This window comes from Clostridium sp. AM43-3BH, assembly GCF_003479985.1.
In the GTDB taxonomy this organism is placed as follows: domain Bacteria; phylum Bacillota; class Clostridia; order Lachnospirales; family Lachnospiraceae; genus Otoolea; species Otoolea fessa.
Genome location: NZ_QUIH01000006.1, coordinates 160,733 through 185,449 on the forward strand (window position 1 = coordinate 160,733; position 24,717 = coordinate 185,449).

General features: G+C 44.4%; 26 protein-coding genes and 3 pseudogenes. 3 read left to right on the forward strand and 26 right to left on the reverse strand.

Annotation, left to right across the window (positions count from 1 at the left end; genetic code table 11):
* The 19 genes from DW931_RS11005 to DW931_RS11090 all read right to left on the reverse strand — a co-directional run bounded on the left by DW931_RS11005 (position 1) and on the right by DW931_RS11090 (position 17,520).
* Entirely contained in the window at positions 1 to 1,284 is a 1,284-nt protein-coding gene (locus DW931_RS11005; protein WP_117739217.1) for a relaxase/mobilization nuclease domain-containing protein, read from the reverse strand.
* Between the two features lie 6 nt (positions 1,285 to 1,290).
* Positions 1,291 to 1,599, reverse strand: a complete 309-nt coding sequence (gene mobC, locus DW931_RS11010) for a plasmid mobilization relaxosome protein MobC (protein ID WP_024852688.1) — start codon at positions 1,597 to 1,599, stop codon at positions 1,291 to 1,293.
* Positions 1,578 to 1,748 carry a hypothetical protein gene (locus tag DW931_RS15950; RefSeq protein WP_171054422.1) on the reverse strand — a complete coding sequence of 57 codons (171 nt, stop codon included), beginning with the start codon at positions 1,746 to 1,748 and terminating at the stop codon, positions 1,578 to 1,580. Before DW931_RS15950 ends, mobC begins: the two co-directional genes overlap by 22 nt.
* Positions 1,749 to 1,886: 138 nt before the next feature.
* Positions 1,887 to 2,210 (reverse strand): hypothetical protein, encoded by a 324-nt coding sequence (locus DW931_RS11015; RefSeq protein WP_015513330.1) that lies wholly within the window; start codon positions 2,208 to 2,210, stop codon positions 1,887 to 1,889.
* Between the two features lie 81 nt (positions 2,211 to 2,291).
* Complete coding sequence (locus DW931_RS11020; protein WP_118288688.1) at positions 2,292 to 3,104, reverse strand: site-specific DNA-methyltransferase; 813 nt, start codon at positions 3,102 to 3,104, stop codon at positions 2,292 to 2,294.
* An 11-nt stretch (positions 3,105 to 3,115) separates the two neighbouring features.
* Positions 3,116 to 3,709, reverse strand: a complete 594-nt coding sequence (locus DW931_RS11025; protein ID WP_118375693.1) for a hypothetical protein — start codon at positions 3,707 to 3,709, stop codon at positions 3,116 to 3,118.
* A 10-nt stretch (positions 3,710 to 3,719) separates the two neighbouring features.
* The gene (locus DW931_RS11030; protein WP_118626975.1) at positions 3,720 to 4,313 is read right to left on the reverse strand and encodes a hypothetical protein; all 594 of its coding nucleotides are present in this window, start codon (positions 4,311 to 4,313) and stop codon (positions 3,720 to 3,722) included.
* Positions 4,314 to 4,324: 11 nt separating this feature from the next.
* Complete coding sequence (locus DW931_RS11035; RefSeq protein WP_118626976.1) at positions 4,325 to 5,071, reverse strand: hypothetical protein; 747 nt, start codon at positions 5,069 to 5,071, stop codon at positions 4,325 to 4,327.
* Positions 5,072 to 5,077: 6 nt separating this feature from the next.
* Entirely contained in the window at positions 5,078 to 6,055 is a 978-nt protein-coding gene (locus DW931_RS11040) for a DUF3991 and TOPRIM domain-containing protein (RefSeq protein WP_118626977.1), read from the reverse strand.
* On the reverse strand, positions 6,055 to 7,215 hold the full coding sequence (gene metK, locus DW931_RS11045; protein ID WP_182430028.1) for a methionine adenosyltransferase: 1,161 nt from the start codon (positions 7,213 to 7,215) through the stop codon (positions 6,055 to 6,057). The genes DW931_RS11040 and metK overlap by 1 nt, the downstream gene beginning before the upstream one ends.
* Positions 7,216 to 7,303: 88 nt before the next feature.
* On the reverse strand, positions 7,304 to 11,668 hold the full coding sequence (locus DW931_RS11050) for a SpaA isopeptide-forming pilin-related protein (protein ID WP_118626979.1): 4,365 nt from the start codon (positions 11,666 to 11,668) through the stop codon (positions 7,304 to 7,306).
* Positions 11,669 to 11,741: 73 nt separating this feature from the next.
* A complete protein-coding gene (locus tag DW931_RS11055) occupies positions 11,742 to 12,224 on the reverse strand; it encodes a gamma-glutamylcyclotransferase family protein (RefSeq protein WP_118626980.1) in 483 nt (160 codons plus the stop codon).
* Positions 12,225 to 12,236: 12 nt separating this feature from the next.
* On the reverse strand, positions 12,237 to 13,193 hold the full coding sequence (locus tag DW931_RS11060) for an amidoligase family protein (RefSeq protein ID WP_118626981.1): 957 nt from the start codon (positions 13,191 to 13,193) through the stop codon (positions 12,237 to 12,239).
* 2 nt (positions 13,194 to 13,195) lie between these two features.
* Complete coding sequence (dcm, locus tag DW931_RS11065) at positions 13,196 to 14,557, reverse strand: DNA (cytosine-5-)-methyltransferase (protein ID WP_243036943.1); 1,362 nt, start codon at positions 14,555 to 14,557, stop codon at positions 13,196 to 13,198.
* 4 nt (positions 14,558 to 14,561) lie between these two features.
* The gene (locus DW931_RS11070; RefSeq protein WP_118626983.1) at positions 14,562 to 15,170 is read right to left on the reverse strand and encodes a hypothetical protein; all 609 of its coding nucleotides are present in this window, start codon (positions 15,168 to 15,170) and stop codon (positions 14,562 to 14,564) included.
* A gap of 104 nt (positions 15,171 to 15,274) precedes the next feature.
* On the reverse strand, positions 15,275 to 15,556 hold the full coding sequence (locus tag DW931_RS11075; RefSeq protein WP_182430029.1) for a hypothetical protein: 282 nt from the start codon (positions 15,554 to 15,556) through the stop codon (positions 15,275 to 15,277).
* A 55-nt stretch (positions 15,557 to 15,611) separates the two neighbouring features.
* Positions 15,612 to 16,529, reverse strand: a complete 918-nt coding sequence (locus DW931_RS11080; protein ID WP_347559445.1) for a ParM/StbA family protein — start codon at positions 16,527 to 16,529, stop codon at positions 15,612 to 15,614.
* Positions 16,530 to 16,706: 177 nt separating this feature from the next.
* Positions 16,707 to 17,039 carry a DUF5720 family protein gene (locus DW931_RS11085; RefSeq protein ID WP_118357214.1) on the reverse strand — a complete coding sequence of 111 codons (333 nt, stop codon included), beginning with the start codon at positions 17,037 to 17,039 and terminating at the stop codon, positions 16,707 to 16,709.
* A 40-nt stretch (positions 17,040 to 17,079) separates the two neighbouring features.
* A complete protein-coding gene (locus DW931_RS11090; RefSeq protein ID WP_007884587.1) occupies positions 17,080 to 17,520 on the reverse strand; it encodes a hypothetical protein in 441 nt (146 codons plus the stop codon).
* An 81-nt stretch (positions 17,521 to 17,601) separates the two neighbouring features.
* On the opposite strand from DW931_RS11090, the gene DW931_RS11095 reads away from it, so the two are divergent.
* Entirely contained in the window at positions 17,602 to 17,838 is a 237-nt protein-coding gene (locus DW931_RS11095; RefSeq protein WP_055246992.1) for a helix-turn-helix transcriptional regulator, read from the forward strand.
* A 329-nt stretch (positions 17,839 to 18,167) separates the two neighbouring features.
* On the opposite strand, the pseudogene DW931_RS11100 reads toward DW931_RS11095, so the two are convergent.
* The 7 genes and pseudogenes from DW931_RS11100 to DW931_RS11135 all read right to left on the reverse strand — a co-directional run.
* A pseudogene (locus DW931_RS11100) lies at positions 18,168 to 18,419 on the reverse strand (flavodoxin); the annotation flags it as partial.
* 127 nt (positions 18,420 to 18,546) lie between these two features.
* Positions 18,547 to 18,684, reverse strand: a pseudogene (locus DW931_RS16275) (LysR family transcriptional regulator); the annotation flags it as partial.
* Positions 18,685 to 19,000: 316 nt separating this feature from the next.
* Complete coding sequence (locus tag DW931_RS11115) at positions 19,001 to 21,001, reverse strand: heavy metal translocating P-type ATPase (protein WP_117796834.1); 2,001 nt, start codon at positions 20,999 to 21,001, stop codon at positions 19,001 to 19,003.
* A 98-nt stretch (positions 21,002 to 21,099) separates the two neighbouring features.
* The gene (locus DW931_RS11120; protein WP_107000734.1) at positions 21,100 to 21,318 is read right to left on the reverse strand and encodes a cation transporter; all 219 of its coding nucleotides are present in this window, start codon (positions 21,316 to 21,318) and stop codon (positions 21,100 to 21,102) included.
* Between the two features lie 247 nt (positions 21,319 to 21,565).
* Positions 21,566 to 21,670 (reverse strand): annotated as a pseudogene (locus DW931_RS11125) (DNA-3-methyladenine glycosylase I); the annotation flags it as partial.
* On the reverse strand, positions 21,664 to 22,500 hold the full coding sequence (locus DW931_RS11130; RefSeq protein ID WP_118481839.1) for an NAD-dependent protein deacetylase, SIR2 family: 837 nt from the start codon (positions 22,498 to 22,500) through the stop codon (positions 21,664 to 21,666). The pseudogene DW931_RS11125 and the gene DW931_RS11130, both read right to left, overlap by 7 nt.
* Positions 22,501 to 22,560: 60 nt before the next feature.
* Positions 22,561 to 23,526 (reverse strand): NAD-dependent protein deacetylase, encoded by a 966-nt coding sequence (locus DW931_RS11135; RefSeq protein ID WP_118481840.1) that lies wholly within the window; start codon positions 23,524 to 23,526, stop codon positions 22,561 to 22,563.
* Between the two features lie 116 nt (positions 23,527 to 23,642).
* Between DW931_RS11135 and DW931_RS11140 the strand changes: the two genes are divergently transcribed.
* Together DW931_RS11140 and DW931_RS11145 are read left to right on the forward strand one after the other, a co-directional pair.
* On the forward strand, positions 23,643 to 24,086 hold the full coding sequence (locus tag DW931_RS11140; RefSeq protein ID WP_118481841.1) for an Rrf2 family transcriptional regulator: 444 nt from the start codon (positions 23,643 to 23,645) through the stop codon (positions 24,084 to 24,086).
* 244 nt (positions 24,087 to 24,330) lie between these two features.
* Complete coding sequence (locus tag DW931_RS11145; protein WP_107000739.1) at positions 24,331 to 24,693, forward strand: CGGC domain-containing protein; 363 nt, start codon at positions 24,331 to 24,333, stop codon at positions 24,691 to 24,693.
* Positions 24,694 to 24,717: the final 24 nt, after the last annotated feature.

Genomic DNA, 24,717 nt, shown 5'->3' on the forward strand with positions numbered 1-24,717 from the left:
TTATCTCACCTCCTGACTCTCTTTTTCTTTGTGTTCCACACGTTTCTCATTCTGGTTTTGTTCTTCTGCCTTTCGAAGTTTTTCTTCGATTTCCAATGAATGCTTTTCAATCCGGACAGTCATACGGACTTCTTTTCGGAGTTTTTTTAATTCCTCATTGATTTCGGACAACCGCACTTTTCCACTGTCTTCGCTGCCATTCCGATAGAGCTTTCTGCGTTCCTTCATCAGTTCTGAAATCTGCTTTTGCAACGGCTCACGGTATGTGGAAAGCTGTTCTCTGGTCGTAATGTCATGTTTCATTAAAAACTCAATCTGTTCGATCCTCTGATCCAGTTTCCGGATATCCTCTCTGACGGCATACGGACTTCTTCTCGGTCTTTTTGGCAGTACTCCCATCTGATATAAATAGGAATAATATAATGCCTGTATCCCGTTCAGTTTCTTCTTTGGATGAATCTGCACCGGCTTTTGATAGATGCGTTTTACTTTTGGCTGTAAGATCTGTCCACGGATCTCCTCTTCGGAATAGTTTTTTCCAAGAGATCGTAGCCGGATGTACCGTTCCATTCCCGGAGCCTTTAAAGCGATATATTTCCGGTTCAGTTTCCATGTGTATCCACGCTTTTCCATTTCTTTTAAGAATTGTGACCAGGAGTAGCTTTCCTGTACAGACTCCCTGATATCCAGACGGATCGCACTTCTCCATGTCGGTTTCCCTTCCTGCTCTGCTTTCCACTGTACATAAGGGATTGATTTTTTCTGGTCGGATTCAATGATAGACAGACCATATTTTCTGCACAGCTCATCGGAAATCTTCCGGATCTCCGTATAATAACTCTTTGCGTTGCTGTGGTACTTACGCCCGTCTGCCATGCTCACAGAGTTCCAGACAATGTGGTTATGATAATGTCTGGTATTCAGATGCGTTGTGATAACAACTTCATACTGTCCCTTTAAGAGCCGGTCTGTCAGTTCCTGTCCGATGAGATGTGCCAGTTCCGGTGTCACCTCACCTTCTGCAAAACTCTGTACCAGATGGTATCCTTGCACACCGCCCATCTTATGAAATCTCTTTTTTGTTGCCACCATATCTGCATACGCATTTTCATTGGTACATCCGATGGTATCTTCGAAGACTGCCTGTTCCGTCTTTGTCCGGTTCATGGCATAATCAATGGCAGCCTCCAGAGAGTCTGCTTTCTGTGTGGTTTTTTCTTTGTCTTTCACATATTCGATAGAACGGTCCAGGCGGTGGACGGGGATAACACTTGTATAAGCCATCTGTCATTACCACTCTTCCTTTACCAGATGCCATGTCTCTTTGGTAAGCCGGAGCATTTCCTGCACACTCTGCTCACTTGCCATTCCCGAAGCGTTCGCAACATGGGCAAGCTGGTTCGCATTATTGCACAGACCCGCTATCTTCCTAAGCAGTTCCGGGTGATGCTCACAGGGTTTTGCGTGTACCTGTGCTCCTAAGATCAGCGAACGCATAAACTCTTCCCGGCTCAGTCCGCTTTTTTCCACCTGTTCCTCCAATTCCCTGAGTTCCCTTGCATTTAACCGCACCGGGATCACATGGTTTCGTTTTCGCATTGCATCACCGTCCCTTCTCTTTTCTCTTTCATCATATCGCCAAGCTCCTGATCCGACCGTTTCGCAGTCACCATGCAACAGGTCACCACGACTCCGAAACAACCTCCAAACATCAATGCGATCATAATCATGACTCCGTCTCTTAACATAGCTTATCCTTCCTTTCCATGTTCATTTTATATTCGGGGGATTGGGGTTCTCCCCAAAGTGCGTTTGGATATCCAAACGCTATGCTTGCAATACGAGTACCGCCAGTTTCTGTAGCACTGGATTGACTCGATTCTGATTTATTTTGATTCTTTTATCTGTACCAGTCCATCGAGTGTCGTACAAATGATATGGAGTCTGTCTGCCATACTGATTTCGGTATTCATTGTTCCTGTCACTTCTTTTCCACATACGACTACCATCCGGCACCTCCGCAAAAGGATATGTGACATTCTTCCATATCCCTGCATATCTTCTGCATCGGACTCTTCCAAGAATGGTGAGAATACAAATCTCGGACAGATTGGTACATACCCAAGTTCATAGATTTTTCTGCAATATTTCTGCACCTTTACCCGGCTTTCTTCTGCTGAACAACACACATAAGCCAGAGCCTGTTCCATACGCTCCATCTCCTTCCTGCATCCAGTTGGATGCCACTGATTTTCTCTATAAAAAACAAGATGTCCAATTGGACATCCCGGCTACTTTTCATCCTCTTTCTGCTCTGCTTCTAATGCAATTTTCACTCTGTCACTTCCCAGTTTGTAGTAGGCATCTGTTACCTCAATTCCCACTGCACGATAACCTGTCATAACCGCTGCAAGGACAGTTGTTCCTGCTCCGGCAAACGGGTCCAGGATCAGTCCTCCCGGTTCACAAATCTGGATGACATCTTTCATAAGCTGCAACGGTTTCTCTGTCACATGAATCCGGTTCTGCGGATTTCCATATCGGAAAACACCCGGCAGACAAGATACCGGACGGTTGATCGGCATCGGTCCGTTACTGCCCCACACAATGTATTCAGCCTGCTGGCGAAAACGGCCTTTCTGTGGACGGGAGTTTCCCTTATCCCACACCGCTGTTCCTCTCCAGATCCATCCTGCCCACTGCAATGCATCGGTAATCGATGGATACTGGCGCCAGTCAATGAACAGGCAGATCGGAGCACCTTTCTTGCAGGCTTTCCGCACATCATAGAGCCACTCAGCCATCCAGTGTGTCCAGGATCTCTGGTCTTTATTATCTCCATCGAAATCCGGAAGTGCATTCGCAGCACTCATACTGCTGTATTTCTGGTTTGTAGTACGATTTCTTTCATTCTGCTTTGTTCCACCGGACGCATACGGTGGATCGGTAATGACTGCATCAAAGATTCCCGGCTGGAATGCTTTGACCAGTTTTAATGTATCTCCATGTAATATTTTCCAGTTTTCCCCTTCAGTATATTCCTCCGGGTATGTTCCCTCTTTCATAAGTTCTTCCAAACTCAGGCCATTTGTCATAGGCATCATCCTTTCTTTTCTCAGCGTTCCGGCTGATTTTTCTTCTTTGTTTGTCTTTTCTGGTAGGACTGTGGCGGTTTCAGTTTCTCAGGAACAGAAAAAGCTCTCCACTTTCCATTTTCATATAAGAACATATCTTTTGTGTGGTTATTAAATATATCCCAAGGGAAAATATCCCCTTTAATATAGATATTTCCTCTTACTTCTCCATACACATGGCTTTCTCCACCGATAACAGGTGCATTTACTCCTACCGTATCAATAAATGCTTTTCCACTGATTATCGCATTTTCCTTTATCTCACCGCCACAGATATAACAGTCTCTCTTTGCAACTGCTCTGTCATAAAAAGTAGTATCTCCGGTAACAACAGCATAACCTCTGACCAAGCTGCCATCATAAAGTGCAGCTTCTTCCTTTACCTCACCGTTTTCGCAACAGATTGCATCATCATAAATCCAGCAAGTTCCTTCCTGTGACAGATTGTTTTCATTCTCTACAAAACCGCCCAGTGTTCCTTTTGGTACTTTCTCATTCACATCGATCAATGCCTGTATTCGATGGAGCCATGGATATTTTGGATGTTCAATTTCTGTAATTTTATACTTACTCATGCTGTCTCCTTTATCGTTCTGGTGGATTTTTCTTTTTGGTCTTCTTTCTAGGATAATATAATGGTGGCTGTAATTTTTCGATTGCTGGTGAAATACTCCATTGTCCATGTTCAAAAATATGTGTGTCCTGCGTATTCGCTTCAATTTTTTCCCATGAAAAAATATTACCATTAACATGGACATTCCCTTGTACCATCCCATAAACACGACTATCCCCACTAATCAAAGGCTTTTGCAAACACAATGAACCAATAATGGCTTTTCCAGCAATTACAGCATCATCTTTTATTTCACCACTACTTATATAACAACTGTCTTTTGCGACTGCATGATCATAAATTCTTGCTTTTCCGGCAACTACTGCAGTTCCTCTAACCATACTGTCATCGTAAATTTCAGCCTCTTCTCGTACCAAACCGCCTTCACAACAGATCGCATCATCATAAATCCAACACCCTCCTCCCTGTGACAGATTCGTTATACTATCTACAAAACCACCTATTGTTCCCTTTGGTACTTTCTCGTTCACATCGATCAATGCCTGTATTCGATGGAGCCATGGATACTGCGGATGTTCAATCGCTGTAATCTTATACTTATTCATATTCTCTCCTTTCACCGTTCCGGCTGATGTTTCTTCTTTGCCTTCTTATTTTCTTTTGGTGGTGGACTCAACTCGGTTTCCACATATTCACTGATAATCAAAAGTGCTTTGTAATAGTCCCCTCTTTCCAATACCCTTTTACACATTTCTTTTGCTTCTGCTGTCTGTTTATTCTTTTTCAAAAGAGTTGAGGCATTGCCCATAATGGAAAAAATATTCCCATCATGTCCAAGGAGTTGTAACTTGGGACGTTGTTTCTCAGGCTTTATCGGGATCTGCTCTGTTTTCTTTTCATAGATTTTCGGCTGCTCCATATCTGGATGCCAGAAATGCACATTCAGCATTCCACCATCTACCTTGATATCCCTCTGCTCAAATCCTTCACCCCAACCGTCACTGTACTGCCCTGTAATGTATTCGGTGAATTCCTGTAGTTCTTCCTGACTTAAAAATTCATTTAATTCCAGTTTGGTACAGCCGTACAGGATTCCATCTTTGTTTTCTATCGTAACAACTGCACTTTGTATTTTTCCATGAATGGACTCACTTCCGTCAAAATACTGCATGAGATCATCTTCCCCATAGCGTTCCAGCTCTTCTCGGATGACTTCTTCATAATCGGCAAGTTCTGTTCCATCTAACGGCATTCCATATTCATCACTCTCCGACCAATCTTCTTCCCATTCGGATTCTTCTGAATAAAGATTTCCAGTCAGCTCCGTCAATAGCTGTACGTGCATCGTTCCTTTTTCTTCCATTCTCTATCACCTTCTTTCCAATGGTCTGTCCCTGCATTTATTTGCCTGCTTTTTTTCTTTCGCAAGGTCTGCATAATCTGCCCCTTCTTTTTCCGGCAGATTGCAGATAATCTGATACGTTCCCTCATAATGTTTTTTCATCTGTTCTTTCGCCCATCTTCCTGCAAAGTCATTATCGGTACAGATTTCAATTTCTTTGATTTCCGGATGGTTCTTCAGAAACTCTTCCAGTGCGTCCGGCGGCTTTTTAAAACGTTCACTCTGTATCTGTGCGTTTTCTTTCGGAGCAGCGATTCCCCCAAGGGAAAGCCGATATTTATCCCTCTTTCCCTCTTCCAATGTCATGTGTGCCAGTGCATCAATACACGCTTCATATACGGCAACTCGCTTTGTTTCTCTTTCAGGTGGAATACAAAAGCTGTACTTTTTTTCACTCCCGGTCTGCTCCATCTTGAATCCCTTCCCGTTTTTTTCATAGATTCCTCGCAGGAATGCATATCTTGCTTTTCCAGATTCATCTTTCCCAACAAAAACAGCGTTATGATACGGGACACTTTCATAAAGGATTTCATGCGAAATACAATACGTGATCACTTCATCGCTGATTCCTCTGTGGTTTAAATAAGCCCTGATTCGTCTGCAATTACAATACCTCTCCGGCAGCTTAAATGGCAGTTTTTCCCTTTCCACAGACTGTGTCGGAATAAAAGACGGACTCTCTTCGCACAGCAGTTTTACGGCATCTGTAAATTTCATCCCATCCACTTCAATCAGGAACCGCAGTGCGGACACACCACCGATATCTCTGGATTTCCAATGCCATTTACTGGACAGTTCATTGATTTTAAAACTGTCATGGTCCGTCAACTGCCATTCATTTCTGGTTCTTGTCTTTTGCAGTCTCTGTGCCTGATGTGTTCGCAAATACTCATACGCAGTCATATTTTTTGCTGCCTGAATCTCTTCTTCCGTTACCCAGGGCATTACAGAATTGCATCCTGAAGAGCCAGAACCTTATCCGTCCGCTCCCAAGGGAACTCCTTTCTTCCAAAATGACCAAAAACTGCCGTCTGACGGAAAATCGGACGGTTCAGTCGAAGGGATTCCATGATCTGAACGGGTGTCACTCCAAACACCAGTGGGATTGCTGCCGCCAGACAATCATCTGCACACACTTTTCCTGTACCAAAGGTATCTACCTCAATCATAACCGGCTCTGCTACTCCGATTGCATAAGCCAGAGACACCTGACACTTGCTTGCAAACTCAGCAGCTACTATATTTTTGGCGATATACCTTGCCATATAAGCCGCCGAACGGTCTACTTTCGAACAGTCTTTTCCTGAAAATGCACCGCCACCATGCGGAACCATACTGCCATAAGTATCCACCATCAGCTTTCTTCCGGTCAGTCCGGTATCTGCATCAAACCCTCCACACACAAATTTTCCTGACGGATTGATCAGAATCTTCGTATCCTCATCCGGAGGCAATAATCTGAGTGCCGGGCGAAGCACCTTCTCTCTGATCTCGGCATCTAACTTTTTCAGACTCTTTTCTGTACCATGCTGGCAGGAAACAACAACACTTTCCAGTCTCACTGGCTTTCCATCTTCATATTCTACGGTTACCTGTGCCTTTCCATCAGAAAAGATATCTTTGATATATCCACTTCTTCTGCAAGCCGAAAGTTCACGTGTGATCCGGTGTGCCAGAACAGTCGGCATTGGCATAAGCTGCGGAGTCTCATCGCACGCATATCCGACCATAACACCCTGATCTCCAGCTCCCCTGCTTCTGTCTCTTATCTTTGCGCCGATATTATCCCGAAATTCTTTCGACACACTAACTGCTTTTGCAATATCTGGACTCTGCTGGTGTACAAACGTATCCATTTCTATCCCATCTGTACAATATCCACACTCCTCTAAAACCTTTCGGATCACATCAAACACTGGCGGCTCATATCCGCTGCTGATTTCTCCTGCTACAAACACATTTCCTCTTGTAGCAAGGACTTCACACGCCACTCTCGAAGATGGATCGTAACGCAGACATTCATCTAAGATTGCATCTGCTATCTGATCGCATACTTTGTCTGGATGTCCTTCTGTTACTGATTCTGCTGTATAAAAACGTCTCATCATTCTTCTCCTTATAGACAGACAGGACAGAAGCTGCCTTATGCACATCTCCTGCCCTGTCAGATTGGTTTATCCTGTAATTCTTATTTTATTTTTCTTCTGTTTCTTCTTTGTTGTCTGTCATTTTTGACTTCTTTCTGCGGTATACAGTCACTCCTGTAGCTGTTCCGACAGATGCCAGTGCAAGCAGAACAAACGGCCATACTTTCTGGTTATCACCTGTTTTTGGTGCATTTGTTTTTTCTGTTGTTTTCTCCGGTGTTCTGGCGTCTTTCATTTCTACTTTCTGGACTTCCATTGTATCTTTCAATGTGAATGTAACATCTTCCGCAATCTCGTAACCATCCGGTGCGGTGATCTCACGCAGAGTAAGTTCTTCATTGACTGGGAGCTTTTCAACGGAATGTGGTTTTCCGTCCGTAATCCACTCTTCCAGAACAGTTCCGTCTTTGCGGATAATCTGAAGCTTTGCCCCTTCCAGTTCTTTTCCGGTTGTAAGGTCTGTTTTTGAAATTTCCACTTTGGAATATTCATCTTTCATCTCAACCTTTGTCACACTGCCATCTTCTTTGACTTCAAACATCACATCGCTGGCAGACACATAGCCTTCTTCATAAGGAGCCAGTTCCTCATGTAAGGTATAACTTCCTTCCGGCAGTCCGTAAATGACATGTTCTTCCTTCGTACTGATCCACTCTTCCACAACAGTTCCGTCTTTATCAATGACCTGCAGTTTTGCTCCTTCCAGCTCATTTCCGGTTGTTGCATCTGTTTTGGTAATGCGTGTTTCTGTCGGCTGATTCTCAACTTCTTTGTTCAGTTCAATCTTTGCAAGATTCTGGTTTTCGTAAGTTGCATCTACATTCCATACTTCCTCATTTGGAAGATATCCGGCTTTTCTGACTTCCTCTTTGACATAGTATTTTCCATGTGGAAGATCACTGTCGAAAGTAAGTGTTCCCTTTGCATCCGTTGCTTTCTTTTCCAGCAGGGTGTCTTTCTCTACGAGAACCTCTCCCTGATTAGAAAGAATATCTTCCGCAGCATACAGCCCAAAAATAACACCTTCCAGCTTTTCACCTGTGACAGAATCTTTCTTTTCTACTGATACGGAAACTTTCTGTCTTTCATTTTTATAAGTAACGCCTTCATAAACAACTGCCTGTGTATCATCCTCTGCTGTCAGGGTAAATTCTTTCTGTTCTGTATTCAGGACAAAATTCTCTCCTGCTACAACTTCTTTCAGATAATACGTTCCCAGTGGCAGATTGTTGATAGCTGCTGTTCCATTTTCATCTGTAGTCAGTTTGGCTACCAGGTCATCTTTCTCATAACGGACAACTGGATTTCCTGCTTCGTCCTTTGCTCCGTCCGGTGAATAGATGGTATCTTTGGCATATACTTCGAATTCAGCACCTTCTACTCCGGTTTCTTCATATTCAAAACCTTTATAAATACCTGTTTCTTCTTTACCAGATACGGCATTTCTTACTTTAGAAACCAGTGCTTCTACTTTTGCCAGAACAGAATCTCCGGTTACTTCGGTAAGCTGTTCTCCCTTTTTCGTCAGGAGCAGGCTTCCTACCTGTTCGTCATTTTTCTGTTCTACCTCTACAATCGCAGCTCCTGTATCCGGATCAATCTGATGTGCAGTGTTTGAAGATACTGTAATTACAATACCGCTCTGCGGATTTTCTTTATATGTTCCTTTTGTAGTCTGCTCTAATGGTGAAATAATCGTTGTTCCATCATACAGGGACTCTTCGCTTCCCTGTCTTACAAATCCTTCCGGTGCTTTTACTTCTTCGATTCGATAGGTAGCGCACTTCAGTTCCTGCGGTGTGATCAGATATCCTTCCTCATTTGTTTTGAATGCACTGATCTTTTCTTTCTTCGGATACTGAACAACCTGTTCCACATATTTCTTATTTGTCACATCGTAAATCTTATAAGAGGCTCCGGCCTTTAAAACCGTATTTCCAGTCTGTGCATCCTTCTTTACGATTTTCAACAAAAATTCAAACGGACGGTCATCAAATACTCTCCACTGCATTGGTTCTCTGCTGTCATTTTCCACATTTACAACAAATGGATCAATGGTTTTCAGATTCTCCGGGGTAGTGCTTTCCACTACAACATAACTTCCATACGGCAGTTCCGGGCTGACTGCATATCCTTTGGTATCAGTGAGCAGTTCCGGTACTGGTACGGCGGTTCCATTCTCATAAGTAACTGCAACCTGCTCTTTGCTGAAGTCATAATTCTTGAAATCACTTGCTGTATAGCTTTCTCCATTGGACGGTTTCAGTTTCCCATTTTTCACCTGTGTCAGGTCGCTGATCAGATATACCTTAAATCTTGCTCCTGCAACCAGGTCCGTTTCTGTCTGCTCTCCATCTTCACTGATTTTGATTAACTGGAATGCCTGTTTCTTTACCTGCTCTTTTACCGTAAGGTCTCTTGTCACTTCGGCAACATCCTGACCTTCATAAGTTACTGATACCTCATATTTGGTAGTATCCAGTGTATATCCTTCCGGTGGAGTGATTTCTTTTAGATACATTTCTCCAAGGTATAATTCTGAAAATTCCAGTGTTCCGTCATCTCCGATGACTCCCTGTGCAATCAGGCTGTCCTGTTTATACAGAACTCCTGTTGTGCCATCCGGATGCACGATATCTTCTTTGGCATACAGACCATACACAGCACCTCGAAGAGCGCCGTCTCCCTGTGGCTGGAATGCAAGTGTTTCCTTATCAATCTTTGCGATCTTTACTTTTCCGGTGACCCTCTCATCCGTTGCTGTTACCGTCAATGTCTTTCCGGCTGCAACATCCACTTTATATACTTCTGTATTCAGTTTGTACCCTGTCGGAGCAGTGATCTCTTTCACGTACACTGTTTTCAATGCGGAATCAAAATAATCGCTGACTGCTTTTCCGTCTGTTCCGGTTGCTGACATTGTCATCAGCAGGTTTTCACACTTCTTATCGGTGTAAATACCATAAACTGCTCCTGACAGTGGATTCTGTGTATTGACATCTTTCTTCATAAGTTCAATGCGTGTCATATTCAGCCACTGTACACTGAAACTTACCGGAGCTGCTGTTTCGCTTTCAAATACACCGATATCCTGCTTGGAATTTCCGGTTGTCAGCACCAGTGTTCTCCATGTCTTTCCGACAGAACCATATAAGTTGCCGGAAGCATAACTGCCTGTCAGTAATAAATCCGCAGACAGATAGAATGTATCTCCACCATAAATCTGGATTTTTCCATTTGTAACACTTGTTCCTTTAGAAAGATTATGTGCAGTCACATTTTCCGGTACACTCAATGTCACATAGTTTCTGTGATCTCCAGACAGTGTGATATTTGGTGTTTTCTGGATGTTTCCATCCCGTACTGCATTCAGCTTTGTGCTTGAAAAGCTCAGTTCACCTTTTGGCGGTTCTTCCTGTCCGAACAGATAATTGATATATGCGATAACCCCAGCATTTACAAGGTCATTATAATTACATCCGGTAAATCCGGCTTCTCCTGCGTAAGCGTAGCTGGCTGCAATGTGTGTATACACATATTTTTCATCTGCCGTTTTTCCAGACAGATAACTTCCTGTCAGATCTCCTGCCCCGCCATAACCATAATAAAGGACTTTCTGCAGATTTTTATTGCTGTCCAGTACCTGTGCTACATAACTTCCACTCGGTGGGGATGCTTTCTGGGACTGAAGGCAGTATGCAATTTTTCCATTGACTGTAAACAGGCAAGTAAGATAATTTCCAATATAACTTGGATAATAAATGGTTCTCCCCTTTGTCAATGTAACTGTGGAACCGCTGCTTGTAGCTCTTTCAGCCGCAGACAATACCATCACATTTCCCTCTTCGATGTCCTCTTTCAGTTCTTTGACTGCCTGTGCAGATGCATCTTCTTCGGATGTTTCAATTTCTACATCTGTATAGTTCTGCACAGGCGAATCCGAATCATCTTCAGATTCTGTATCTGACTTCTGTTTCTCTCCACCATTTTCTTTAGAATGTGCCTGACCTTCTGTATCCGTCAGAGTCACTTTCCGGGTGATGGTATAGCTGTCACTCTTATCTTTTGGAACGACCATATAAGTGGCAATATATGTTCCTGCTTTGTCAGAATGATACTCTCCACCATTCTCATCTTTGATACTTACAAGCGTAACATCTTCTTTTTCTGCCTCATAATGGATTCCTTCCATACAGGTTTCCACTGCAAATGTTTCATCCGAAACCGCTTTTGTGATATCATCTGCTGTAACCGATGTATCTTTCTGGCTTGTTACCGCCTGTACTTCCGTCTGCTGTTCCGAGCCTGTCCGTTCAGCCGCAAACGCATTCGCACTGCTCAAGGTACTGACGCCCATCAGGACAGCCAGTCCAAAAGCAGCAATTCTGGTCTTTAATTTTCTAACCTTCATGTGCTTTTCCTTCCTATTATAAATAGATTTTTTCATTAAAATACCGCAGAAGATGTTTCCTCTGCGGTACGTTTTATCTTGTATATCGTTTTTTTTCTTTTTTCACTTCCTGTCTGGTACGCTTCACCGCTTCCATGACAGACTCTGTTGGAATCTGGTTATCCTTATATCCTTCCAGAATTCCATCCAGATAAAACTTCGATGGTCTTGCCGGAACATCTTTGTGCGGAGCGTTCATAATATATACAAACACCTCTTTCTCCACACCATCCTGATTTTTTACCTGAATCAATTCTTTCCCATAAAAACTTGGGAATCCTTCATAAAAATCCAGACTCTTCTCACACGCTTCTGTGATTTTCCATAAGACTCCTTCGACACAGCTTCCTTTTTCCGGCAGTACCGTTGCTACTCCGTTACCCGGAGCCCTTCCTCGAAATGCCAGCCGATAATCTTCAAGTCGGACATTTTCCACAACTTCCGCAGCCGGACACCTGTACTTCATCTGCTCCAGATTCATGTTGCTGCCATAAGCAAAGTAATATCTATCTTCCATTCTTTCTCACCTCTATCTGACTCCTTCTGTCCTTTGATTTTTCTTCAGACACTCATACGTGCTTTTATCATATCTCCACGCAAGATCACCATCCAGATTTGCCAGCAGATGTTTTCGGACATTTTTATATTCATCTCCAATTAACCCAAGTCTCAATAAAAATGTACGAAATGTAAATGCCGGATTTTCTGATATCAGTGTCTTTTTCATCTGTGTAGATCTCTGATTGATCGCCTGTGCGGAAATGGCTAATGCCAATGTAATGTTTGCTCTTACCTTTCCTGCATGAAGTGTGCTTTCAAAACAACGCCATTCCAAAGTTCCCTTGGAAAACACAGCATGAAGATTCAGAGCATAATAACGGGTATCATCATAATGGATGTGACTTCTATCCCTGCCTCCATACCAGACATTTCTTACTCGGTCCATAGTGATTGACCTATTTGGTATTTTTCGGATTTTCTCCAATACCTCCGGTTGCACCCTCTGACAATAACTATTTGCTCTTCTCTCCTGCACTTTCAGTGCTTTGAACAGGATATCTTCCTTTGCATACATAATTGTTAATGCATTTTTCAGGCTTTGCGGTGTATGATTCGATGCATCTACATGAACATGCTGACCACAGGACTCATTTACAAAACCTCCATGCTGTCGCAGACAGCGTACTACTTCCTGTAACTTACCCATTTCATCATAGGATAATTTCGGAGATACCATTTCTGTTGAATATTCTCCACTTGCATCTACAATTCGACCGTATACTTTCCGTTGTGTATAAATGCTTCCATCAGACATAAATTTCCACTTTTTTCCTTCCAAATCTATCACTGACCAGATTCCGTAAGTCGTGCCGTCATAATATGCTTCTGTTCCAAACATTTCAGCAACAACTTCTGCAGCACGTTGTCTGGTAATCCCTGTCATTTCGATTTCTGTTCCAAAGTATTGATCTTTTATACCGATCATGCCTAATGGATTCCTTTCTCAGACACTTCCTGTTCGTTGAGTCCGGAGTCTGCCTTTTGTAATAGTTTGCCAATTGCCTCGATAACATTGACAGTCACCCCGTTTCCAGCCTGTTTATAAAGCTGTGCGTCAGAAGTGCTGTCTATGATCTTATCAATCTGCCAGTCATAATACCCCTGCAGACGCAAACATTCCCTCGGAACTAACCTTCTTATTCTGCCGTGATACAAGATGCCATGACGATCGGTTGCAGTAATTGTGAACATCGGTTCTTCTGGTTCTTTCATGCGTCTGCCATTCTGACGGACATTTTCTTTTGCTGGTGTAAGGACTGCTCTTGCCCCTTCTTCCCTTAATACACCGGAACATTCTCCTTTGTATTTGTGGATTCCGCATTGTCTGGTATTAAGGCTTCTGCATTCTTCAGTAACCAGTGGCGGCGGAGACAAATCTACGAAATGAAGTGTTCCCTGTTGGATACCTGTGGTCAGGGTGTGTGCTATCTGATGTCCGACTCTTCCTCTCCTGCTGTTGAGATTCGCATAGCCCAAATCGATGCTGTCACCCTCTCTTGCAAGTTTGTAACCGAGCTTTGTATTTTCTTTAATTGGAACACCCACATCATATAATCCTGTCTTTCCACCCATTCCTCCGGCTTGTGATGTCAGGGTACAGCTTAATCCTTTTGGACTGTAGACTCTTTTCCCCTGACTTCCTGCCCGGATTTGAACAAGAGCTGCTCCATTTGTTTCTGGTTCAGGTAATACTTTTCCGGCACATCGGAAATCAAGATATCCGACAATATACACCCGTTTTCTTGCTTGGGGGACTCCGAAATCCTTGCTGTTAAGCACTTTCCATTCGACATGATACCCCAGTTCAGAAAGCGTACTGAGGATGGTGCAAAACGTCCGGCCTTTGTCATGCGATAACAAACCGGGAACATTTTCAAGGATAAAATACGAGGGTCTTTTAGCTTCAAGAATCCGGGCAATTTCAAAAAAGAGAGTTCCTCTAGCATCTGCAAATCCTTCTCGCTTTCCGGCGATAGAGAATGCCTGGCAAGGAAATCCTGCACAGAGTAAATCAAAATCTGGCATTCGTTCTGGTTCGATTGTTCTTGCGTCATTACAATACCACTCCCCTTCTGTATCAAACAGCAATCGGTAGTTCTTATCCGCATAAGTATCCACCTCGCAATGTCCGACACAGACAAAGTTTCCTGCCCGTCTTAGGCCTTCACGGAATCCCCCGATTCCGCTAAAGAGATCAAAAAATTGAATGGTTGCGGCTATCAACCTCCTTTTTGCTGATAAAAACAGGCGGCATGATTTCTCATACCGCCCTTCGTTATTCTGTATCAATTACTTACCATTCTGTTGGTTCTTCTGCTTTGGTTTCTTTTTCCAGATCAGTTTCTCTTTCTGGTTCAGTTTCCTCTTCCGGTTCGCTTTCCCCTTCTGGTTCGTTTTCCTCTTTCAGTTCTCTCTCTCCATCCAGTTCGTTTTCCTCTTTCGGTTCGCTCTCTCCATCTGGTTCGCTTTCTACTTCTGGCTCGCTTTCCTCTTCTGGTTCGCTTTCCCTTTCCGGCTCAGTGCTTTCTTCCGGTTGAGTTTCTTCTGTTCCCGATTCTTCGGTTGTCTGTTCGGATTCTTCAGGCTGATCTTTGCTTTGCCATTCGGCCTCTGCCTTTTCCAGTGCTTCTTCTATAATCTGAATTAAGAAGTCTTTCTGTTTCATGTGTTTCTGCCCGATGACTACTTTTAATCTCTGGAATAATTCCTCTGATACCTGTACTGCTACTGTTCTTACTGCTCCCATGCTTATTTCTCCTTTTCCTTCCAGTCTGTTGAAATGTTCTTCAATGACCTGTTGTAAAAATTTTTGTGTGCTGCTTTCTGTGAGTTCAATCTCTTCTCTTACTTTTTCATGTAAGTCCATCGGGATCTTTCCGCAGATATTTTTCATCTCTGCCATAACTTTTCTCCTTTCTCTTTCGCTACACACAACATACTCCAAAGCCGCATGGAAAGCTATTCACAATACCCACCAAAGATAACGATGCATTTCTTGCCTTACCCCTAGCAGATCCAACAATGTATGTATCGTGCAATCATAGGCCTCACCCCCTTTACAAATTTTCCATTTGAGATAAAAAATCCATCATCTGAGCTGGTATTTCTTCCGATGATGGTTTCGTTTTCAATTGTTCCGTAGTGCCACATATTCCTAATTCCCGAACACTTTCTTTTATCGTCTTTTGAATAACTTCTTCCAGCCATTTTCGATCCTCTTTTTCCAGAATTGCCTGAACCAGATACTGGCTTTTCTGCCCTTCTGGAACACTTTGAAATTTCTCCCATGCCCTCTGGTGTTCTGGATTTTTCAGGTTTGGGCGGAACGAATATACCGGACGTGTCATCTCGCCCACATCTGCTCTACAATCCGTTCATACCCTGTTGCGTTGGCATGGACGTCCTCTATAAAAACGGGGCGGCAAATCGCGTCCTGTGCGGTCACGTGGCGTTTTAAAATTGCGGAGCCTCCACCCATAAATACGGTTGGTACTGCCCGGAGATCAAACCCAGATTCTGTCACCGCAGACAGTATTCTTTCTATATATTTCCGTCCGCTTTCCTGTATGATCCGTCTGGCCTCCTCTGCCATACTGCAAGATTCCCCCCGAAGCACACGCTCAATTTGAGTTTCTGTTACAGACAGTCCGGTATTTCTACGCACCTGTTCTGCTGTCTCATCAATACATCGGATCACTCCAAGCTCCAGACTCCTGCACGTTGCTGCATTCGGAACAGCATTGTCCAGCCTCATAAGGTCAACGGTCCAGCCACCAATATCAACAAGCAGAACAGACGGTTCATTCTTCAGATACTCTGGATGCAGAGCAAGCGCAGAGTATCCCTGTGGGAACAGTTTCACATCTTTTATTGTTATCTCATATAACTCACTTTCATATAAAAATCGCACTGGCTGCTCTTTCCGCAACAGATACTCCCTGAATCCCTGTTTCTCTCTTCCAAAACTTGAAAGTGGAAGTCCGACAGCCAGAATTACCTCTGTCTTTCGTTCTGCTTTCCGGTGCTTGATTTCTTCTGCAATGGCTGCCAACGTCAGCAGATAATAATTATCATTGGACGTTTTATTTTTTACCAGCGTCTGTCTTCCCGTACCGCAGACATAATACTTTCCCTGATACTGCAGAACATTCTGCATGGTATACGGCTCGTAATCATACCTGATAATTCCACTTGGGAAAGACACTTGTTTTGTTTTTATTGCATAATAGCCATGATCAATTCCTATGATTATCGCAATCACATCCTTTCATTTTTCTGTTTAACGTAATGTCAAAAATGCTTTCACTGCTGCAACGGATCGTTGCAAAAGTGCCATTCGTGAACACTTTTCTATGTTCCAGTGTCCCAAAACCTGCGGAAAATCTGGCTTTTTTATACCACTATCGCCAGAGGAACACTACTGTTCCTTCCCAGCCGGTTATAAAAGATCCCTCTCCCGGCGGCGGTTCGGCCTGTCCGGGGGAGGGATATATCGCAAGTTTCCTTTTTGAACAATTGCCTGTCTTTTTATTTTTATGAGATGTTTTTCCTGCTTTTGTAAAATGGGAAGATACTCCGGTTCTGACAAAAACTTCCGTATATAATTCCCCTTTTCTCCCAGCCTGTTATCATTTTCTAACAGCTCCATTTCCACCATGTAATGGGTATCTGGATGAAATCTCTTCTCACACAAAATGCTGTCCCCTTTTATATAATCAGATTTAGCCGATTCTCTTGCTGCCGCCAAGAGTTCATAAATACTTACTTCCACCTCTTATCACCTCCCAAAAGACCAGAAAAAAGCAGACCTCTTAATCGAAGTCTGCTCCTGTCGGATATGGTAATCCTCTTTCTTCATATTTTTTATCGATATAATTTCGAATCCATTCCCTGTATTCTTCCGTTAATGCCAGTTCCTGAAATTCTAACAACCACTTTTCCCCTTTTGCTTCGTCATCAAGCCATCGATCTTCTATGCACTCCGGCTCATCTAACATTTTCATCATCGCTTCAAATGGCTCTTTTACATCATCACCAAATTCTTTCCATAAGGCGATTCCATAGTTCTCCAGTTCAAAAAATTCTGTCAGATATGTCAATCGTTCCATATCCCCCAATGTCATTCTTTTTTCACCTGACAATAATGCTCGATCTCTTTTGCCACATAGATTTAAAAATTTTCTCTTTTCCATCTCCACATCCATTATACTTTTACCTCTTCCTGTTAAAAATAATTCCTTATTACGAAACATTATAAAATTTAAATTCTTTAGAATCAATATATATGTTTCTGTATTACGAAACTTTTTATTTTATAAGGGGAGTTCATCATTATGCAAAAGATTAGACCAGATATGGATATTGGTAAAAATATCCAAGCAATTCGATATAAAAACAACATGACTCAAGACCAAGTAGTTGCAAAATTAAATCTTATTGGTATCTCCATCACCAAAAGTACCTATGCCAAACTGGAAACAAATCGAATGAATATTAAGGTATCTGAATTAGTTGCACTTGCAAAAATCTTTCATACCGATATCAATGCATTCTTTTCCGGCTTGCTATAGTTCGACATTCCCCGACTCCCTGTGTATATAATAGCATATAAAAAATAAGAACCAGTCTATATTCTTGTCGGATATAAACCAGTTCTTTTTTCTTATCAAATAATATAAAAGTGACAGGGAATTCAGATTCTTATCTTCTGTCACTCATGTAATTATTATTCTATTTTAAATTTAATGAATTTACCCATTCTTGAATTCCTTTTTTCAATGTTATTTTCTATATAAACGTCATACACATTTTTCCACATTATCTGTGTATACTGTTATTTTCAACCTCATAATTATAACTTGATACACGCTATACACTACTATAAACTGTACTCCATTTTAGGGAATCCCAGAAGGATTTCATCATAAGAGCTCATATCTATCTCTTTCTTCATGATCTCCGGTCTGTATTTCTTATCACTCATTTCCACACTGCTCCGGGATTTTTTATCCATCCAGTCAAGATCAGCCTTTGTATATGGAACTTTTGGCTCAATCTCAAATAAATCAGCTTTTGCTTCCTCTGCAACCATCTCTGCTACTTTTTTTGTTGTTCCGCTTGCACTGAAAAATGCTACTAATTTTTTACTCATAATAAAAAGCCCCTTTCTTTGCAAATTTCTTGTATAAAAATAGATGTATAAGATTTGAATTTCTCTTATACATCTATTTTATACCCATTATTTTATTATGTCTAATGCTTATATTGAATTCTATTCTATCTACAAGTCCTTTTTTCATCATCTCATAAACCGTATCTGCTGTTGCGGTATGAAGTGCAATCTGAATCAGTGGGTATTTTTCTTTATACGTTTTACATATCCTTACCAAGGTCTCTACTGCCGCAAATTCACCGCATAGCTCAAATTTTATGCTGTAATGCCATTACGATTTCTTACAATACAAATTCCGTCATTTCGGTCATATTCATCCAGCAGTTCCGGATAATGCGTAGTGAAAATAAGCGTTTTAGAACATAGTAAATAGCCTTTCCACTCCTGCGCCAGCGAACCAAACCTTTCATGCGTAAAATACGGATATGGTGAGAAACAGCGGACTCTGACCTATTCAGTTTGTCTGCAACTTCACTGACACATGCTTCTGAGGGACCAATTTAAAATAAAGCCTTCATGCGGGAAGGGTCCCCCCTTTTGTTTTTGTTTATTTCTGAACTTTAAAGATTTTTCACAAACAGTGCCCGGATAGCGTTGAGGACGGCTATAATCATCACGCCCACATCCGCAAACACGGCCAGCCACATATTGGCGAAGCCCAGAGCGACCAGCACGAGGCAGACCAGTTTTACGCCGATGGCCACCACGATGTTCTGATAGACGATGCCAAGGCACTTGCGTGAGATTTTGATTGCTTTGGAAATTTGCATTGGATCGTCATCCATCAGTACTACATCCGCAGCTTCAATGGCAGCGTCAGAACCCATAGCGCCCATAGCAATGCCGATGTCTGCCCGGCGAAGCACCGGGGCATCGTTGATGCCATCTCCCACAAAAGCCAGTTTTTCTTTCTCCGGCTTGTTCTGAATCAACTGCTCCACTTTCTCCACCTTGTCGGCAGGAAGCAGTTCACTGTAAACCTCATCCAGCCCCAGTGCGGAGGCTACACTATCAGCCACCTTCTTGGCGTCACCAGTAAGCATCACAGTCTTGCGAACCCCAGCCGACTTTAATGTCTGAATGGCTTCCTTGGAGTGAGGCTTCACGATATCGGAAATAACAATGTGCCCGGCATATTTCCCGTCAATCGCCATGTGAATAATGGTGCCTACGCTGTGGCACGGAATAGCCTGGACCCCCAGACGATTCATGAGCTTGTCGTTTCCAGCCGCGACCTGATGATCATCCACTGTGGCGATGACACCGTTGCCGCTGAGCTCCTGAATATTGGTTACACGGCTGCGGTCAATTTCCATGCCATAGGCTTTCTGTAAGCTCTTGCTGATGGGATGACTGGAAGCGCTCTCTGCCAGGGCCGCGTACTCCACCAGCTTGCGTTCGTCCATCTCGTTGTGGTGGATGGCGTTGACCTCGAACACGCCCTGGGTCAGAGTACCGGTCTTGTCAAAGACCACGATCTTAGCCTGTGACAGGGTCTCCAGATAGTTGGACCCCTTCACCAGAACGCCCGCCTTACTGGCTCCGCCAATTCCTGCAAAGAAGGACAAAGGAATGGAAATGACCAAAGCGCAGGGGCAACTGGCAACGAGGAAGGTCAGCGCACGATAGATCCAGGTCTCCCAGCCTGCATCCAGCCCCATGGCAAACATCCGTACCAGCGGCGGCAATACAGCCAGCGCCAGCGCGGCATAGCACACCGCAGGAGTGTAGATCTTGGCAAAGCGGGAAATGAAGTCCTCCGACTTGGACTTCCGGGAGGAGGCGTTCTCCACCAGATCCAGAATCTTGGAGACAGTGGACTCGCCAAATTCCTTGGTTGTCTGAATATGGAGCAAACCTGTCATGTTGATACAACCGGAGATGATCTCATCGCCAGTCTTGACCTCACGGGGCAAACTTTCACCAGTGAGAGCGGCAGTGTTCAAAGTGGATTCTCCCTGCACTACGGTACCGTCAATAGGAACTTTCTCACCGGGCTGTACCACAATAATGGTGCCGATACCCACTTCGTCCGGGTCTACCTGTTCCAGTTTTCCCTCCCGTTCGATATTGGCATAATCAGGACGGATGTCCATCAGATCACTGATGTTCCGGCGGCTCTTGCCCACAGCGTAGGACTGGAACCATTCGCCCACCTGGTAGAACAGCATCACCGCAATGGCCTCCAGATAGTCGCCGTTTTCATATACAGCCAGTGCCAGAGCCCCCAGCGTAGCCACCGCCATCAGAAAGTGCTCATCGAACACCTGACCGTTACGGATACCTTTTCCGGCTTTTTTCAGAATGTCGTAGCCAATAACCAGATAATCCACCAGGAACACAGCCAGACGTACCCAGCGGCCTGCCGAGCCAAACACTTCAAATGCGCCTGCGCCCAGGACCTGCAAAATTAACAGTAGAACCGTAGCAGTCAGAATCCGCCACAACATCACTTTTTGTTTTTTGGTCATACCGGCGGAGGGCCGCATGCCGATGATCTGAAGGATCACGGCCAGCAGAGCCACCACGATCAGCAGACCGTTGATGATATACTCCTGCATTTCGTTTTACCCCTTTCACAATTGCTTATTCGTTTATTTATCTAAGAGAAAAAATGCCCTGCAAGCTGCCGCTCGACAGGGCATTTCGTTTCGCTGGCTTACAGAAATATCTCGCAGTCGGGTTCCACCTTCTTGCAGGCTTTGCGAACCTCCTGCATAACAGCCTTGGGATCCTGATCTTCCTCGAACTCCACGTTCATCTTGAGGGTCATAAAGTTCACCGTAGCACTCTGTACGCCGCTGGTCTTGCGGGCGGCATCTTCCATCAGGTTGGCGCAGTTAGCGCAATCCACATCGATTTTGTAAGTCTTTTTCATTTTGAAAATCTCCTCTCTTAATTTGTTCCTGTTGTCAGAACAATTAAATCATTGTTTAATTGTATCTTCATCATACGCAGGAAAACCGTCCTCGTCAACGCTTTGAACCCATATCCTGCTATTCGGGAAAAGGGTTCTTCTGTTTGGGCAAAATGCAGCTTTTATCGGCACATTCCAGTACCCGGTAAAAAGCCGGGAGGCATTGACAATTTGAGTCAACTTCCCGGCGTTTTATTTTCTGCATTTTCTACTGCTGCAAAGGATTCAGAAAGCAAATTGATTCATGAGAGTTGATAGCTCCCACCGCCTGCAAATAGGCATAGATGATTATGGTCCCCACAAACTTCATGCCTCACACGCCTCCCGGAGAGCAGGCAGCAGCTCATCCAGCCGCCCGTCCAGTCCGAAGGACTTCTCTTTGATATTGTCCGCAATGTAGATCTCCCCCAGATTGATGGTCACATAAGTGGCGTTTGGCTCGCCGGCCACCAGGCGCATCATCGGGGCCTTGATCAGCTGATTGCGCCAGCCAATGCCCAGCTCTAGAACCACCAGTTTCTTTCCGTGGTAGGTTTTCAGAAAGTTTTGGAACCGTGCCTGGGCAGCGGTATCCGGAATCATTCTCTGACCCGCGCCCATGTGGATGTCCATGGGACCTCCGCACTTGGGACAACGCGGCACCAACTCTGTAGGCACATGGCCGCCCTGTTCGGCAGCCGATAATTTTTCGGCCACCTCTAAACTTGAATAGAGGGTGTCGTGGCAGGGGCGGGCACACTGCATCGTAAACCAGTTGCCCTCAATCTCATAGATTTTCGTCGGATCGAAACCACACCGTTCAAAGTGACCTTCTCCGTTTGATGTGACGACAAAGTAATCCTTCTCTCCCACAATGGCCTTCAAATCGTTCATCACCGGCGTAGGCTGGTATTGCCCGCAGTAATGATGGATGAGCCGGGCCCAGAAGGCCCATTTTTTCTCCTCGCTGGGCCATCCGGCCATCATTCCCTGCAAAATACAATGTAAGCCGTATTTTTGTTTGAAATCTCCAAACAATTCATCAAAGGCTGCATTATCTGCAAACAAATGCAGTCCTTCGGTGATGGACAGGCCGTTACTGGCCCCGATCAGGATAGCGTCCGCTTCTCTGAATTTTTCGGCAATGGGTTTCCAATCAATCATATTCGTTCGCTCCTTTCTATTTTATGGTTGCTGCGATGGATCGCGCCTGCCGGAGAGCAGCTAGAGTTTTCGTGCATCCCGTAGCACTTGAGCAATGTCGGCCACAATGGTCATGCCCTTGTCCTCCAACTGTTTGGGCAGGAAGTCATACTTGTTGTTGACAGCAATATACCGGGCATGGGGAAAGCTGAGGGTCAGGTTCCAGAAAGGCTCCTGAATAAACATGGGAGTCATTCGGCCAACGCCCAGTTCCAGAAACAGAATTTTGCTGTCTTTGTGTTCCAGCACATAGCGAGAAATTTTTTCGTACTGTTCTTCGTATTTCTTTCCTTGCAGAAAATTCCCATATCCTCGCACCCAGGGGAATGCCTCACCGCCGCAGTGGGGGCACCGGGGAATGAGATCCGTAGGAATCTTCGTGCCATCCCCCATAGCGGCTACCATATCAGCCACCGGCTTTACCGCATCCCAAGTGTCATCGGTACAACAGGCGGCACACTGGAGGAAGCGGTGATCCCCCTGGACCTCCGCCACCTTCTCCTCCGGGTAGAGTTTGACAAACTGGGTATCCTGGTTAGTGGTGAGGATGAAGAAGTCCTTGCCTTTCAGCAAAGCGTCCAGATCCAGATAGGGATGACGCACAGGTGCGGTCTGGGTGGTGTGAAGGAAGGTGGCGAGATACCCCCAATACTCTTCCCTTGTCTTCCATGGGTGCATCATCCCTGCAAAAGCACCTTTGAAGTGGTACTTCTCGGCAAAAGGTCGGAAGTATTTGCGGTAGGAGTCGCTGTCCTCGTAGTAAAAATCTCCGCCACCGGCAGCGGACAGGCCGGAGGCCCCGCCCACTACCACACAGTCAGCTTCCTTTACCTCCTGTACCAAACGATGGATCTGTTCGCTATACGGCAGCGGCTTTTTGTCAGTCAGCTGATAAGGCGTACTGCCGGAAGCATAGATAGGATAGTGCCTGGAGTAATTCATCTGGGTCTGCATGACCAAATCATCATAGAAGTTCATTTTCACCATTCCTTTCGAGTGGGTGTTATTTTTATTCTTACTTCAAATCATCTTAGCATCCTCTTGCATCGCTGTCAATATGCTGTTATAATAAAAATAACATCAAGCAAAAAGGAGATCCGTCCATGAAATATCCAACCCGCCTTAGCGATGCTGTTCATATTCTGGCTTTTATCGCTCTGTACCCAGACTGCGATCTGACCAGTAACAAGCTGGCAGAGAGCATTCAGACGAATCCTGCCTATGTGCGCCAGCTCATGTCCGCCCTGCGGAAGGGTGGACTGCTGATCAGCGTGAAGGGACATCCCCGACCTGCTCTGGCTCGTGAGCCGGAGAAAATCACTCTGCTGGACGCCTATCGGGCAGTAGAGGGCAACAAGCCCCTGCTCCATCAGGACATCCACACCAACCCCGCTTGTGGCGTGGGTGTAAATATCCAACTGGTGCTACGGGATTTTTACTTGGACATTCAAAAAACAGCGGAACAAAGAATGCAAGAAATTACACTGAAAGATGTACTGGAACAATATCACATGAAGTTAGAAGGGACGCTCTTGCAGCGTTTATGACGGATTGATTTTCAGAAACTCTTCCATTTGGGAGAAAAATTCTTCTGAACGGGAAATACAGAACCTCCTTGCGGAGCTATACTGAGAACCGGAGAGACCTATACCCCGTATTTTGTGAATGATTAAAGAGGATCGCTACTACGAGGACATTTCCATCCAGCTGTTGGAAAATCTGGTTACATAATAATAGACAATGGACCGGCCAAATCTGAATGGCAGGCCCTAAATTAAGGAGGAAACTAATATGAAACTTGGCATTATTCGTTGTATGCAGACAGAGGATTACTGCCCCGGAAGCCGGGATTTTCGGACAATCCGAGAGAGAAAAGGCGCTTTTATGGGAGAGGATGATATTCAGTTAGTGGGCTTCATCAACTGCGGCGGCTGCCCCGGAAAAAAAGCGGTGCTGCGGGCCCGTTCTCTGGTAGAACAGGGCGCTGACACCATTGCTTTTGCTTCTTGCATCAGCAAAGGGACTCCCATTGGTTACCCCTGTCCTTTTGCTAAGCGTATGCGAGAGCTGGTGCAGAAAGAGGTAGGCGATGGTGTCCGTATCTTGGATTACACCCATGACGCTGGCCCTGAACCAGAAACATCTCAAAAGTAAAGTTTCTTTTCTCTCCGGTCTATG

Bases quoted from the DNA above. Each gene is read 5' to 3' on its own strand.
- DW931_RS11060 (WP_118626981.1), bottom strand. From the start codon at position 13,193: ATGATCGGTATAAAAGATCAATACTTTGGAACAGAAATCGAAATGACA.
- DW931_RS11015 (WP_015513330.1), bottom strand. From the start codon at position 2,210: ATGGAACAGGCTCTGGCTTATGTGTGTTGTTCAGCAGAAGAAAGCCGG.
- DW931_RS11120 (WP_107000734.1), bottom strand. From the start codon at position 21,318: ATGAAAAAGACTTACAAAATCGATGTGGATTGCGCTAACTGCGCCAAC.
- DW931_RS11005 (WP_117739217.1), bottom strand. From the start codon at position 1,284: ATGGCTTATACAAGTGTTATCCCCGTCCACCGCCTGGACCGTTCTATC.
- DW931_RS15950 (WP_171054422.1), bottom strand. From the start codon at position 1,748: ATGTTAAGAGACGGAGTCATGATTATGATCGCATTGATGTTTGGAGGT.
- DW931_RS11070 (WP_118626983.1), bottom strand. From the start codon at position 15,170: ATGGCAGAGATGAAAAATATCTGCGGAAAGATCCCGATGGACTTACAT.
- DW931_RS11050 (WP_118626979.1), bottom strand. From the start codon at position 11,668: ATGAAGGTTAGAAAATTAAAGACCAGAATTGCTGCTTTTGGACTGGCT.
- DW931_RS11130 (WP_118481839.1), bottom strand. From the start codon at position 22,500: ATGATTGATTGGAAACCCATTGCCGAAAAATTCAGAGAAGCGGACGCT.
- DW931_RS11030 (WP_118626975.1), bottom strand. From the start codon at position 4,313: ATGAATAAGTATAAGATTACAGCGATTGAACATCCGCAGTATCCATGG.
- DW931_RS11025 (WP_118375693.1), bottom strand. From the start codon at position 3,709: ATGAGTAAGTATAAAATTACAGAAATTGAACATCCAAAATATCCATGG.
- DW931_RS11040 (WP_118626977.1), bottom strand. From the start codon at position 6,055: ATGCCCTGGGTAACGGAAGAAGAGATTCAGGCAGCAAAAAATATGACT.
- DW931_RS11055 (WP_118626980.1), bottom strand. From the start codon at position 12,224: ATGGAAGATAGATATTACTTTGCTTATGGCAGCAACATGAATCTGGAG.
- DW931_RS11035 (WP_118626976.1), bottom strand. From the start codon at position 5,071: ATGGAAGAAAAAGGAACGATGCACGTACAGCTATTGACGGAGCTGACT.
- DW931_RS11140 (WP_118481841.1), top strand. From the start codon at position 23,643: ATGAAATATCCAACCCGCCTTAGCGATGCTGTTCATATTCTGGCTTTT.
- DW931_RS11090 (WP_007884587.1), bottom strand. From the start codon at position 17,520: ATGTTTCGTAATAAGGAATTATTTTTAACAGGAAGAGGTAAAAGTATA.
- mobC (WP_024852688.1), bottom strand. From the start codon at position 1,599: ATGCGAAAACGAAACCATGTGATCCCGGTGCGGTTAAATGCAAGGGAA.
- DW931_RS11145 (WP_107000739.1), top strand. From the start codon at position 24,331: ATGAAACTTGGCATTATTCGTTGTATGCAGACAGAGGATTACTGCCCC.
- DW931_RS11075 (WP_182430029.1), bottom strand. From the start codon at position 15,556: ATGGGAGAAATTTCAAAGTGTTCCAGAAGGGCAGAAAAGCCAGTATCT.
- DW931_RS11135 (WP_118481840.1), bottom strand. From the start codon at position 23,526: ATGGTGAAAATGAACTTCTATGATGATTTGGTCATGCAGACCCAGATG.
- DW931_RS11095 (WP_055246992.1), top strand. From the start codon at position 17,602: ATGCAAAAGATTAGACCAGATATGGATATTGGTAAAAATATCCAAGCA.
- metK (WP_182430028.1), bottom strand. From the start codon at position 7,215: ATGAGACGTTTTTATACAGCAGAATCAGTAACAGAAGGACATCCAGAC.
- DW931_RS11115 (WP_117796834.1), bottom strand. From the start codon at position 21,001: ATGCAGGAGTATATCATCAACGGTCTGCTGATCGTGGTGGCTCTGCTG.
- DW931_RS11020 (WP_118288688.1), bottom strand. From the start codon at position 3,104: ATGATGCCTATGACAAATGGCCTGAGTTTGGAAGAACTTATGAAAGAG.